Raw genomic sequence first — 13,445 nt, forward strand, 5'->3', positions numbered from 1 at the left:
GAGAATAAATCCTTTAAGTCAATGTTTTCTATGTCCGTCACATAAGCTACAATCAAAAAAATAAAAATAATCCAGTATATGATTTTTTTCAATCCCCCCAACTCCTTCACTAAAAACAGTATTATGAGAAACACTCAGAATTGCAATAAATAGACATTTAACTGCGAAATAAAGGATATTTTTCTGGTAGCTTTTTAGTAACATCATTTCAACGCTTCTGCACCAGAGTCCCCTTGACTGTGTATAGTTAATTTATGATTGAGGTTGTTTAATATAGATAGTTCGAAAAGGTACATCTATTTAGATGGTTGGAGGCAATAAAATCTTACGTGACAAGCGAAAAATACGGATACAGTGATAAGGCTATTATAAGGAAGTAACGCCCTTATTCCTTTTCATTTTATTGAACATGCTAGCAAAATAAGTGATATTTTCCAATTGAACTTGATTAACTACAATCGATAAATTAAAGGTTAAAAACCTTCTAAAAAAGCCACTCTTTTAGAGTGACTTAACTGAATTTTTATAGAATGTACGGATGTATAGGTTTTTAAAAGAAACGAGTATAATTTAGCGTTATATCACGGATATGACACCTTGTGTTTTTGTTAGTTTTAAAAGGTGGTTCACTGCATAGGCAAACCCATCTTCATCATTTGTTTTAGTTATTAAATGAGCTTTTTGTTGGATGTCTAGGGGAGCATTTCCCATAGCAACTGAAGTAGTTGCTACTTCGAATTGAGCATGATCGTTGCCTCCATCTCCGAAAGCAAAAATCTCTTCAAAATTCAGATTCATCATCTGTTGGTAACGCAATATAGCTTTTCCTTTATGCGCTTCGTTTGAAGTGATTTCTACGTTATTAGGAAAAGAAGAAGCCATCGAAATATTAAATTGATCAGCTAATGCCCTTTTTACTTCGTCGACTTTTTCTAATTGCTCGTACTGTACCAAAGCAATTAATTTATAGATTTTAAGGTTGTCTTTATTTAGAATTTCATCGTAATTGTATTCTTGAAAAAGAGTGGCGAGCTCTTCCTTGCTTTTATTATGTAATGGAGGCAAAGTTGAAGGAAAGCCTCCATAATTAGTGTATACAAGAATTCCTACACCAATTTCATTTAGAATTGAAAATATTTTTTTATATGTAGAAACGGATATAGTTGCCTCATACAGCAATTCTCTTGTTTTTGAATATAAAACAGAACCATTAATACAAAAAATAGGAACTTCCATATTTTGTACCGCCTTTAGTTTGATTACGTCTGCATAGGCTCGGCCTGTATTCAAAATAATGCTATGTCCTTGTTGGTACAATTCTTTTAGGGTTTCCACATTTTGTTCAGATATTTCATGTTTAGAGTTTAATAAAGTACCATCTAAATCAATTGAAATACATTTCATTGTTTGATCTTAATTCCTTTCTCCTCTTTAGTCTATTGTACGAACTAAAGTTACCTTATTTTTGTTATTACTTAAGATAGCTGTATTAAATCATACCTTTTCTAACTATAAAAGTTCGGTATAAAACGTTTAATCCCTGCTTCAGAATCAGCTGCCAATGAATGAGGAAGAGTATTTCTATCATCTATCTCATAAAAAAATCTATAATTAAGAAAAAGAATCCATTTACAGAAAGCGTTTTACTTTATAAACGTGGTAATATCAGATAGAATAAAAGAGGCTCGTCAGCTATCTTGAAGCTTGGGGAAGTATAGATTTCATACATATAACTCTATTGTAAAGAAAAAATACATTTTGATTTTCAAACTATTGGAGGAAAGAAATCATGAAATTTTTTATTGATACTGCAAACCTTGAAGACATTAAGAAAGCATACAAAGTGGGAGTTTTATCTGGCGTTACAACTAATCCATCCCTAGTAGCAAAAGAAGGCGTAAGATTTGAAGATCGTATTGAAGAAATCCTTCAAATGGTGCCAGAAGTTGAATCTGTTTCAGCTGAGGTAACACCTGATGCAATTACAGCTGAAGATATGATTGCTCAAGCTGAAGAATTAATTAAAATTAATGATGGCGATAAAAATATTACGATTAAACTTCCTATGACGTTAGCTGGATTAGAAGCTACTCGTTATCTTTCTAAAAAAGGTGTAAAAACAAATGTAACACTTATTTTCACAGTGAATCAAGCTCTTTTAGCTGCTCGTGCTGGTGCAACCTACGTTTCTCCTTTTTTAGGACGATTAGATGATATCTCTGAGGATGGAGTACACTTAGTATCCAGAATCGCAGAACTATTCCGTGTTCAAAATATCGATTCTCAAATCATTGCTGCATCTGTAAGACATCCAGACCATGTAACTCGTGTAGCAATGGCAGGTGCTCATATCGCAACAATTCCATACTCTGTTATCGAGCAATTGGTAAAGCATCCTTTAACAGAACAAGGAATTGAAAAATTTGCAACTGATTGGGAAAAAGCTGTTAAAAACTAAAACAATTTGAATTTTAACATCAAGTGTGAAAGCTGATTGAGTTTAATATTGTAGATATATTTTATTTTTTGTCATATGGATGCCTGCGGGCATCCTTTTTTATTTCTCTTTTCTGTCCCAGAGTAGAACAATAATATAAATTTTTCGATACATCTAATTAGGAATCTCTTTAAAACAAATATAGTAAAAATAGTAATAATTGATATAAATTAATTAATAAATATTTTTTATAAAGTATGAAATTAATATTATCATTAATTCAGTAGATAATAGATAAATTTATATCACGAATTAAAGTATTTAATAAATCATTTTTATTAAAATCTTTTAACTATTACTCAACTTGTAGAGAAATACCCTATTTGTCGTTATGAAGAGTAAATGATAAAACTATATTATTTTGAAGAGAGTTTTATAAACTTCTCTATAGATATAAACAAAAAGAGATAGTATGTTACCTATAATACAATGAGATCCTATATGTTACTTAGGTAGTACGTTAGATCGGGTAACGAACAAGTACCTGAAAGGAGAATAACCACCCTCTGTTTCATGGTTTTATTATACACTAGTTATTCCGACCTTATATATCAGTATAGTAAGAAAAAGGGTTAAGTAAAGTTAAGAGAAAATTCTTAAGTTGGTTGACAATAAAAGTACGTATTTTTTTATCTTCTAGAACATGCGACAAAAAAGAGACACGTATTATCACGTATCTCATTCTAAAAACGAATATGAAGGTCTGCTAACTCATAGTCAGTCTGTCTCTTTTTATTAACAATCGTAAGGGTTGAATTTAACCGATGATTTTCTTTTACTTCTGGGCCTAATAGGGGGTGGGGTACCGCCAACGAAACGCGGATTTCCAATGCTAAGAATAAATTCAAATAAAAAAATGCTATTTAGTCCTGATATAACAAGATTTTTTCTATGTCAAAACGTCTATACAACGAATGACATATTCCAAAAAGGAAATATTTTCTTTACGAAACGGTCAAGCTATATCACTTTAAAAATGTCATAAAGTATGCTTTTTGACAGTCGCCACAATATGAAAAATACTTTATATTACTGTTGTTAAATGGAAATAAAGATGTTTAAACCAGTAATTAAAGTCTCTACATTTATTAATGTTGTTTAAAATCGTTTGTCATGTTATTCAACAATAGGGCCAGATTGTCAAACAAAGAGCTGGTACCTTTCTTTAAATTTTGAGGGTGGAAATTGAGTTACCAACTTTATTGTCAAATCACAACGGTCAGGGAGGCTGAAGATCTTGTCACACAGGCTTCTATGGGAGGACCGACAGAGTCTCCATGGTCTCTTTCTATATTGAGGAATCTAAATAAGTTTTATATAGCTGCACAACTTGCGTTGCTACAGCTTCAATATCACTATCTACTTCTTCTAGTACATAAGATTCCAATACTCCCATTGTTCCCGTTCCTAAAAACTTCAAAAAAATATGCCTATCGATAATGGGATGCGAATCCTCATTAAGCTTTTTATTTATCTCCCCCATAGTAAAAGCCAATAGCTTTTTGCGAAATGACGAAGCACCTTTACTTTTAAGCAATGCCGCAAAAAATGATTTATGTTGCTCAAAATAAGAAAACCATAATATCGAACCTTCCATAATGCCTTTGTCTTGTTTTTGATCACATATTTCTCGCAATTTTTCTATATGGTCATCCACAATCTTATCTAACAGATCATATTTATCAATATAATGTAGGTAGAATGTTTTTCTACTAATGTTGGCTTTTTCCGTAATATTTTTAACCGTAATCTTGTCAAGCCCTTCTTTAACTAACATCTGAAAAAAAGTCGATTGAATAGCCTGTCGAGACTTTAAAATTCTTCGATCTATTTTATGCACACAGCAGTCCTCCTTTATTTTGTACACAATCAAAACAATTCGTGTATTAATACGCATAATACGTAATGTGGTAATTGAATCCACTGCTCCTTCATTTTAATATAAATATACACAAGGCGATTAATACGCACAAGTGTATTTAAAACATGCATAAAGGTGGGTTTAACTGTGACAGTTACTAAAAAGAAGGTAAAATTTCATGCACATGGGCTACAAATAGCAGCGATCTTAAATTCACCTGAAGATGCTGGAGAAAAGAAACAAAATCCAGCAATTATTTGCGTTCATCCGGGCAGCAGTGTAAAGATCAAACGGCGGGCATTTATGCGGAGAAACTTGCTGAGCTAGGATATGTAACGATTGTATTCGATGCATCCTATCAAGGAGAAAGCGAAGGCGAGCCTCGTTATGCCGAATACCCGGCTTCACGTGTTGAGGATATTCGGTCTGCGGTTGATTATCTAACTACACTAGATTATGTCAATGAAAATCGTATTGGCGTATTAGGTGTTTGTGCAGGTGGCGGATATGCTGTAAATGCTGCAATGACAGAGCGTCGCATCAAAGCAGTTGGAACAGTCGTCGGCGTGAATATCGGTCGTGGGTATCGTGAAGACGATCCAATCAAAGTTTTAGAGAAAATTGCTCAACAACGCACTGCTGAAGCGCGCGGAGCCGAACCTATAGTTACACAATGGATTCCTAATAGTCATGCAGAAAGAGAAGAAGCTGGTATGTCTGATATCGATCTTGTAGGGGCGGTTGATTACTACAGAACATCAAGAGGTCAGAGCTCTAACTCTCCAAACAAACTGAAATTCACCAGCATGGACTCGGTAATCGGTTTTGATGCTTTCCATTTAGTAGAAAGTCTGCTTACTCAACCTTTGCAAATCATTATCGGTGACGTACAAGGAGCGTTTGGTTCATACAAGGATGGTCATGAGCTTTATGACCGAGCAGCTTCTGAGAAAAAAGATTTGTTCGTTATTGAAGGGGCAAGCCACTATGACCTGTACGACAGGCCAGAGCCAGTGAGCAAAGCCGTTGAAAAATTAGGCCCTTTCTATAAAGAAAATCTTTAATAATGCAAACGGGGGTTGTCTCAGTTACTTTTGAGACAGCCCCTTTATGATTTCTAATATAACCAGTCTCTCTTATAAGTTGTTATCTTAAAAAATCGGTCAATGGATATAGGAATTATCTCTAATTCAAGTCTTCTGCAATCGGGCGCTTTTATGAAGTAACTAAAGCCTAATTTCTCAATATAAATGAAAAATTAGGCTTTTTAATATGGGAATTTCCTTAACGTTGTAAATTCGCATTTTCCTGACGCTACCCCATGAAGAACATTTTTATTAAATCAATGACCGTTCTTACATTACTAATAGTCGCATTATGTGGAGTTAATGAAGGAAAAACAGAAGCAGCAAGTAAAGCTGCAAATCAAGATTTGATTATTATTAACAAGTACTACAACAAGCTTGCGTATTTTCATAATGGTTATATTGAAATCGTTGATTCAGTAGCAACGGGGAAAACATGGGATAAAACGCCTGTCGGCTTCTTTAAGGTCGTAAACAAGATTAAAAATCGTCCTTATTATAAAGGTCATATTACTGGGGGCGATCCGCGCAATCCATTAGGAAAACGTTGGTTTGGAATAAATGCAAATGGTACGTATGGCGATACATACGGCATTCACGGCAATAACAATGAAAGTAGCATTGGAAAATACGTGAGTCAAGGATGCGTGAGAATGAACAATGCAGATGTTGAAAGCTTTATGAGAAAGTTCAAGTAGGCACACCGGTTGCTATAACCTATTCCTATAAGAGCTTTGTAGAGTTAACGAAAGTATATGGCTACAAATTTAAGGGTTATCATATGGAAGGTAACTAACCAAAAAAAGAACATCCCTATGTCCACACATGGGGATGTTCTTTTTTGTCAAGGATAGAACTTTTGTATCTGCGTCTGTATTATAGCATCTGTTAACCTAAAAACAAGTTAGTAAATTAAATATTCTGAAGGCAAATGATAAATTCAATTTTTATGCAAAATTTTTATAATTTTTCATATGAGAGATGTTGATTTATCAAGGTTTCTTACCTCTTTATTTACTATTAGTATATTTTTTTGGTGAATGGAACAAAATGTAATCAGAATGTCTTCCGACTTCGGCATTCGTAACACAATTTCTCTATCTCTTAGATGAGAAAAAGCTACTGTTAGTGAGGGACAGTAGCTTTTTCTTTTTTAGCTATATACGTTATTTATTTTTACTTACCATAATCATAACTCTTTTCACTAATTTTTATATTTTGGATGGTTGCTCTTCCTATTAAAAAGTTATTTATTATATGTCGTATCGGTATGTTTGAAATTATCAGTGTTAAGCACATGTTTATCTAAATACTTATGGAAGAACCATTCACCGATTGCTATAACAATTGCCGATACTATAGAGCCCTGAATAATAGTGCTGGTATTTCCAAAAAGGGATGCGCCCATTATCCAGATTACTACAAAAGTTAAAATAAGATCAGAAATGGTAGCGACAATGTTTCTTTTTTTGTATTCTGAGTCATCAGCAGCATTTCGATATACTAGCAAATCGCCAAGAGCGTAAGCGACAACTGTGAGGACTAAGCTGATCAGCATGCTGTCACTAAAATCATAGTTATAAATGCCTGTAAGTACTATACCCAAGACCACAGCGCTCATTACAAACTTTATAATAAGAGCCTTTAGATGTTTCATCTTTTCTCTCATCTCCCTTTTATTATCTTTTAAAGAATATATACCCATTTCAAAGGAAGGTAATCTTTTTTAGATAAACGTTTTGCTCTAAAAAAGCTAATATTTATTTAATGTAATCCCTTAAAAAGGGGGAAATCCTTTTTTACTCTTTTAACCGCGGGTCTAGTATTAAAAAGGGTAGAATAAAAACATCCCATTTAATGGATGTTTTTTTGTATTGTACTATTGTTGCATTTTTAGGTAAATGTGTTTTTTTACAGGATTTTTCACCTGGCATGTCGAACCTAGCAAGTCACAGGGAAGGGGCTGTTAATATGAATCCAAAAGATCAAAAGAGGTCGAAAATTACTAGAGAACTAATGGAGAATGCTAAAGAACAAATTGATTCATCCTCTGAGTTAGAATAGAACTTAGAGAACTTAGGATTACAACGAAGAATGAAGCAATTAGATTTAGAAAGTAAGTTGCTAAAAAAACCAAACAATGAACTTAGTTAATTCACAGCATAGCATCCGTCCAGGGATGCTCTTTCAATATTGCAACATTCTTACATGAATTCCCCTTAATAAAGCTTCAGTTAATTTATGACCAAGGTTGCCTAATATAGAAGGTCTAAAAAGGTACACCTTTTTAGGCTATAAGAATACTAACGAAAAAACGTCTATTTAGTTAATATAATAAACCTTTATGAACGTACAAAAAGTAATGTACCTTTATAGATGGTATGTCATATTCAATTTTAGATCATTGCGTACTTGCAATAATGCATGACATTCTATATGTTGAGCAAACTACAAAATAGGATTAATTCTCCTGACATTTTCTTTTTTCTGACGCATAAATGAAAAACCTACCTTAACGCATTAGGGGTAGGTTTTTCATTTGCTGTTAGTATATTTTTTATACGATTGGAATAAAATGCAAGTAGAATACCTTCCGACTTTTGGTATTCGAAACCCATTTTTTGATTAGAAAACACTATTGTCGAGATACAGTAGTGTTTTCTTTTTGCAATAAATGTTTAATACCTCTAATTTAAAAGTATGCATATTATACTGGATTGGATAAGGAACGGATTTTAAATTTGAATCTGCTCCTTTTTTTACTTTATTTTTGAGCTATTATCAGCATCTATGCCTATTAAATCTAAAAAGAAAATAAAAATTGGAATGCTAAGTACTAATCCCCATATTCCTAAAAAGTGTTCTCCAAATATTAAAATGATAAAGGTAATAAATGTTGGTAAGTTTGTTTTAGATGACATGAGTTTTGGATTTAACACGTAGCTTTCAAGAGCATGCAAGACAATGACCATAATCAAAATGGATAGCAATTTTACACCGCCACCTAGGCTGTAAGCTATTGTACAGAGTGGGATTAATGATACAAATAAACCTAGAACTGGTACAAGTCCTAGAACAAATACCATAACACCAAGAGCAAGCAAATTGGGAAATCCTAAAATCCACAAAGTAATAACCGATAAAACACTGTTGATAAAAGCAATCATAAATTGTACTTCGATTACTTTCCCAAACGAATTAACAAATTTACGCCCTAAATACTTTACTTCTTGAAAAAAACAGCCTAATTGTGATTGTTCTAGCTGTGTAAACAAACGATGAATAGGAGATTTCTCAAGCAATAAAAATAAGCTTAGTAATAAAGATAAGAAGATTTGAGCACTTACTTTTCCAATATTAGATAAGTATGCATAAGCTAAATCAATATTTTGCTGAATATTCTCCGGTGATTTGATACGTTTTAAATTATCAATTATGTATGTAACGAATGTATTATCAGGAGGGTGTTTGTAAAAATACATCAGTCGATGCACAAGCTCTGTTACTTCAATTATGATAACAGGTATATACAAATATCCCACAATCCCAATTAAACTTAGTAGGGCAATATAAATTACTACTAATACAAACGTGGAATTAATCCGAAGTTTTCGTTTCAAAATTTGTTGAGCACGACCAATTAAAAATGCAAAGATAAAAGTAAATAACAACAGATGAAGCATACTGCGTATATTGATTAGTAAAACGACTATGATAATGAGTGTCGCAATTCGGACAAATACTTTATCATGAAGCCAATTTTGTATAATATTCATAACAAATTTGATTCTCCTAACTATTTTTTTAACATGTTTTTTATGAAAAGTGATTTTAATCTAATATCACCTTCTACGAGTTAGAAACATACGAAAAAGCTAAGGCATTTTTGAAAAACTTCTTAGCTACTTATTTCTTATTAGGGACTTAGATAAAAATCAATTATAGAAAGTCTCAAATAGACTACCTAGCATAAGTACACTCATTTCCCTTTTTCCTATCCATATTAGTTAATTATTTTTTACAAGTAATAGTATTATCAGTATGTCTATTTTAATTTTTTTACAGTTTTATCCAACGTTAAATATATACTTTTAGCGCCTGCTAAGTCAATTTCATTTTCGTAATCGACTTAACCTTCTTTGAACCCCATGTTTTGATCGTCCTATTAGTTGGCCAATTTCTTGTTGAGTACGACCTTCCTCATAGAACATATGCCATAGACGAGCATCATCTTCTTCTGTCCACTTTTTATTTTCATGTTTAGGATGATTATAATAATCATATTTCCTTTGTTTATTCATCCAATCGGGTTCAGGAATAAGAGTATGTCTAGGTATCTTTGAAAAGTTAAGAAGTACTTTATTTTGTTCAGCCCATTTCCAAAAGGCCAATACATCGATTCCTATAAAATTCCGTGTTCTTGCCCTCGTCATTTTATAGGGAAATCTATTATTTTGAATCCAGTTATAAATGGTATGAACATCAACTTGTAGGCATTTGGCTAGTTCATATACCGTAATATTTCCTGTATAAGCTCTTACTCCATATACGCCTAAGCGATTTAATCTAGACTCTAATGCTGGTATACTTCGCTGTAGTCGTCTAGATATGTATTCAAGAGATTTAGATCCATAATACTTTAGTAGGTATTCATCTTCTTGCTCCGTCCATCTACGTAGTGTTTCCTTTCGTGCTAGTTTTAATATTTTTATACGAGTAGCAACAGAAGAAGGGCTCTTACCTAAATGGTTTCCTATTTCACGATTATTCATGATATCAATATTTTCTTTTAAAAAAGTATCTTGCTCCGTTGTCCATTTTTTACGTAAGCAATTTTCTTCACTACGAAGATTTAATCGTATAATCCGTTTATTAACTGATTCTTTACTACGGTTTAAATGTTCACCCATTCTTTGGAACGTCATCTGCCCATATTGTTCTTCAAGGAATAAATCTTCCTCCATTGTCCATAGCTTTTGATTTTTACTCAATGTTATCTCCCTCCAGTTCGTGCAGAAATCTAAAATGAAGAAGACAGTCAAAAGGACGTTAGTAACCTCTACTAACGCCTTTAATGGTATTCATATTTTATGGATTAGTAGTGCATTTATTTGTGATTATCTAAATTAGTTATAATATGTCGTGCTATAGGTATGTATATAATATATCATATTACTTTTCAATATATTGCTCTACAAATTCGTGATTTTATGACTATTCAGGAAGTCACAATTTATAGGCTGCAAAAACCCTTAATAAAAGGGTTCCTTAGCATGAAGTTTCAGATATTTTATATCATGCAAACCGGTCTCTACTTCAAATCAACAAAAGATTTTGTGGAAATTTGCATTTACTTTTATTTGAAAAGAGTAAAATTATTTGATGATAATTTAGAATCTTTGTAAATTAATAGGAAGTTTTGTAGAAAGTATTTTATATACAGGAGAAAACTAACATAATGTATTTAATGTTAGTTTTTATAAGGAATTTATTACAATCCATAATGAACACAATCTTTTGTTATTTAGAAGAGAAGTGAATCGCTTGAGGGAAGAATACAAGAATTGTGAAAAGGAACTGTTTAAAAGTGAAATTCATAGGGATATTATATTATTGAACGATGCCATAAAAGTTGATTATAAAATAAAATAAATAGGTAGGAAATATGCGTTCACTTATGTAATCAAATTTACTTATTTATTACACCAGTTTAATTTCATTTTCATTTCCTTGTAACTGGCATGCTTTATAATGAATTAAAGTAGTTGGACAATCATACGAAAGACCATTTTGAATTTAGGCGGTGGGATAATGAGCGAACAGCCCTATTCTGACATACAACGTAAAAAAAACTCGATTATAGATTCTTTAATCCATTTAGGAATCTATAAAAAAGGAAACAAACAGCTCTATGAATTAACATTACATGAGTTAGAAACAGAGTATCATATAGTTAATCCGGCAATCCAAGACCTATCTTTTTAAGTTTTTGCTAATCGCAATTCATTTGTTAAGAGGAGGGTTAATCTATGTTTTTGAAAAAACTAATCAAAAATGGTTTAATTACGGTTAATTATTATGAAAATGGGTCATTACAAACGTGTAAAGGCCGTGTTTATAATCTTAATCTCCATGAACAGACCCTGTCTTTAAAAGATGAAAAACAAAATATTTTCTTTATTCGTTTATCCGGTATTGAAGACATTTATTGATTTCCTTTATTTGATTTAAACTTAGAGAAGAATTTTCTCTATTTTTTATGATAAATGGTCACTTTGTATGTATAAGAAATTTCTAGTTAAGGAGCAATAAAGATATAAAAGTGAAATAAAAAAGGGGGAGGAATGATGAGAGAAAACAAACAAATATGGTCTGATTTTATTGATGAGGACCGATTTGAACTACATTCGTACCTTACTTATTTATTTAAGCAATGTGACGAGGAGAATCTAAGACAGTTAGAAGATGAAAATATAAAAGAATAAACTATAAATAAAGCAAACTGGAAGGATAAAAAATGAAAATGAAGATAATGTAGGCGACCTTATGATTCTAATCGAATGAATAGGTCGTTTATTGCTGTTATAAATCTTTTTATAGGGAGCTAATTTGATGTCAAAAGAAAGCGTAATGTTAAACTTGAGGATTAATTTATGTAAACAGATTAAAGATTTACTAGAAGAAATAGAGCAGGGGAATTTAGTTTAAAAAAGAATATATATAAAATAAAACCTCCTAATTTTCTTTAAAGCTGGTAAGGAGAAAGTCTAATTATTAGTTTATCAATGATTTCTTTTTAGTCCTCTTAATATGGTATTAGTGCAAAAATCATCAAATCAAGCTAATTAAATTGCCCGTGGGATTAACACTCCTTTACTACAGGGATAACTTTTCCCTTCTCCACTATCTTCTACGCGTATTCATACAAGTTTCCATTTTCTAATATAATACACTTATGTAACAGCTTCCACCTGCAATATTACGTAGTATTTTCATTGTAGATAGTAGAGTGTTTTTTCTACACACAGTTAAAAAGTTTTTTCGTTCAGTTTATAGTAACTATATGGTATCCGGTTTTTAACCGTCTGAATGTTAGAAGGAGGAATACCTTGTGAATACAACTGTTAATGAATTGTATGATTTTGGAACAACCTTAAAGAGGAAGCTATTAAATAATAATCTATATGCTCATTATTTGAGTGATGCCATGAGAAGAGGAAATCATTTTGATTTTTTATATTATTTTTTGACAGCAACTGTAGATAGTCGAACACCTATACCTGAACATGTCTCTACTGTTTTTTTAAAGGTTCTTAGCGATAAAACAAAGTTGAGTGATCTTACTCCATTTATCATGGGAATGGTCGGGAAATAAACAAAAGTTAAGAAATATATGTCTTAACTCCTTTAATTGAGGCACCCATTTAGGAATCGGTTTAATAGTTCAGTTTAATCGGGATATGGATATGATTTAAAGATACGTCAATTACATTCGTTCCATTGATCAAATAAATCGATTAAATAACAGGAGGAGCACTTTATATGGATACTATATTAAGAGTATCATCAATATCAAATCCAAGTTCAGTTGCAGGTGCAATTACAGCCGTATTTAGAGAAAGAGGTAATGTGGAAATTCAAGTAATGGGAGCCGGCGCTTTAAATCAAGCGATTAAAGCTGTTGCGATTGCAAGGGGATTCGTAGCTCCTAGTGGTGTTGATTTGGTTTGTGTTCCTGGGTTTACATATATTTTAATCGATAATGAAGAACGAACAGGAATCAAATTAATTTTAAGCCCTAGAAAAAAACGATAGATTTGCGTTAAGTAAAAAGGACTTTTTAGCATGTTATTGCCGATAATTGCTGTTATATAAACTAAAAAAGCATATAGTATGCATTTTTAAATGCAAAAAAACTACCTCAGTTGAACTGCACCCCAATTGTTAGACAAAGAAACTCTAATGATTGGGGTGCTTTTATGTCAAGACATACATTTGAAGA

The 13,445-nt window shown here is 32.2% G+C and carries 11 protein-coding genes and 2 pseudogenes; 8 read left to right on the plus strand and 5 right to left on the minus strand.

Annotated elements, in window-relative coordinates:
• Positions 1-576 precede the first annotated feature (576 nt).
• On the minus strand, positions 577-1,404 hold the full coding sequence (locus tag SB717_RS32760) for an HAD family hydrolase (protein ID WP_410906934.1): 828 nt from the start codon (positions 1,402-1,404) through the stop codon (positions 577-579).
• 385 nt (positions 1,405-1,789) lie between these two features.
• Between SB717_RS32760 and fsa the strand changes: the two genes are divergently transcribed.
• A complete protein-coding gene (gene fsa, locus SB717_RS32765) occupies positions 1,790-2,458 on the plus strand; it encodes a fructose-6-phosphate aldolase (RefSeq protein WP_057274208.1) in 669 nt (222 codons plus the stop codon).
• A 1,327-nt stretch (positions 2,459-3,785) separates the two neighbouring features.
• On the opposite strand, the gene SB717_RS32770 is transcribed toward fsa, so the two are convergent.
• Positions 3,786-4,337 (minus strand): TetR/AcrR family transcriptional regulator, encoded by a 552-nt coding sequence (locus tag SB717_RS32770; protein WP_410906936.1) that lies wholly within the window; start codon positions 4,335-4,337, stop codon positions 3,786-3,788.
• A 168-nt stretch (positions 4,338-4,505) separates the two neighbouring features.
• On the opposite strand from SB717_RS32770, the pseudogene SB717_RS32775 reads away from it, so the two are divergent.
• Positions 4,506-5,422: pseudogene (locus SB717_RS32775) on the plus strand (alpha/beta hydrolase).
• A gap of 257 nt (positions 5,423-5,679) precedes the next feature.
• Positions 5,680-6,239 (plus strand): annotated as a pseudogene (locus SB717_RS32780) (L,D-transpeptidase).
• 450 nt (positions 6,240-6,689) lie between these two features.
• Here the strand turns inward: SB717_RS32780 and SB717_RS32785 are convergent.
• The 3 genes from SB717_RS32785 to SB717_RS32795 form a co-directional block, all read right to left on the minus strand.
• A complete protein-coding gene (locus tag SB717_RS32785; protein WP_216889906.1) occupies positions 6,690-7,100 on the minus strand; it encodes a YndM family protein in 411 nt (136 codons plus the stop codon).
• A gap of 1,102 nt (positions 7,101-8,202) precedes the next feature.
• Entirely contained in the window at positions 8,203-9,219 is a 1,017-nt protein-coding gene (locus SB717_RS32790) for an AI-2E family transporter (protein ID WP_410906939.1), read from the minus strand.
• Between the two features lie 336 nt (positions 9,220-9,555).
• A complete protein-coding gene (locus SB717_RS32795) occupies positions 9,556-10,434 on the minus strand; it encodes a sigma-70 family RNA polymerase sigma factor (RefSeq protein ID WP_410906941.1) in 879 nt (292 codons plus the stop codon).
• Between the two features lie 820 nt (positions 10,435-11,254).
• On the opposite strand from SB717_RS32795, the gene SB717_RS32800 reads away from it, so the two are divergent.
• The 5 genes from SB717_RS32800 to SB717_RS32820 all read left to right on the plus strand — a co-directional run bounded on the left by SB717_RS32800 (position 11,255) and on the right by SB717_RS32820 (position 13,258).
• Positions 11,255-11,428, plus strand: a complete 174-nt coding sequence (locus SB717_RS32800; RefSeq protein WP_377576859.1) for a Fur-regulated basic protein FbpA — start codon at positions 11,255-11,257, stop codon at positions 11,426-11,428.
• 44 nt (positions 11,429-11,472) lie between these two features.
• Positions 11,473-11,655 (plus strand): YolD-like family protein, encoded by a 183-nt coding sequence (locus SB717_RS32805; RefSeq protein ID WP_029325259.1) that lies wholly within the window; start codon positions 11,473-11,475, stop codon positions 11,653-11,655.
• 132 nt (positions 11,656-11,787) lie between these two features.
• Positions 11,788-11,928, plus strand: coding sequence for a hypothetical protein (locus SB717_RS32810; RefSeq protein ID WP_410906943.1), 141 nt, complete (start codon positions 11,788-11,790; stop codon positions 11,926-11,928).
• Positions 11,929-12,554: 626 nt separating this feature from the next.
• On the plus strand, positions 12,555-12,818 hold the full coding sequence (locus SB717_RS32815) for a hypothetical protein (RefSeq protein ID WP_410906945.1): 264 nt from the start codon (positions 12,555-12,557) through the stop codon (positions 12,816-12,818).
• Positions 12,819-12,985: 167 nt separating this feature from the next.
• Positions 12,986-13,258 carry a stage V sporulation protein S gene (locus SB717_RS32820; protein WP_034652927.1) on the plus strand — a complete coding sequence of 91 codons (273 nt, stop codon included), beginning with the start codon at positions 12,986-12,988 and terminating at the stop codon, positions 13,256-13,258.
• Positions 13,259-13,445: the final 187 nt, after the last annotated feature.

Origin of the sequence: Priestia sp. SIMBA_032, from assembly GCF_046535215.1 — a bacterium.
Classification (GTDB): domain Bacteria; phylum Bacillota; class Bacilli; order Bacillales; family Bacillaceae_H; genus Priestia; species Priestia aryabhattai.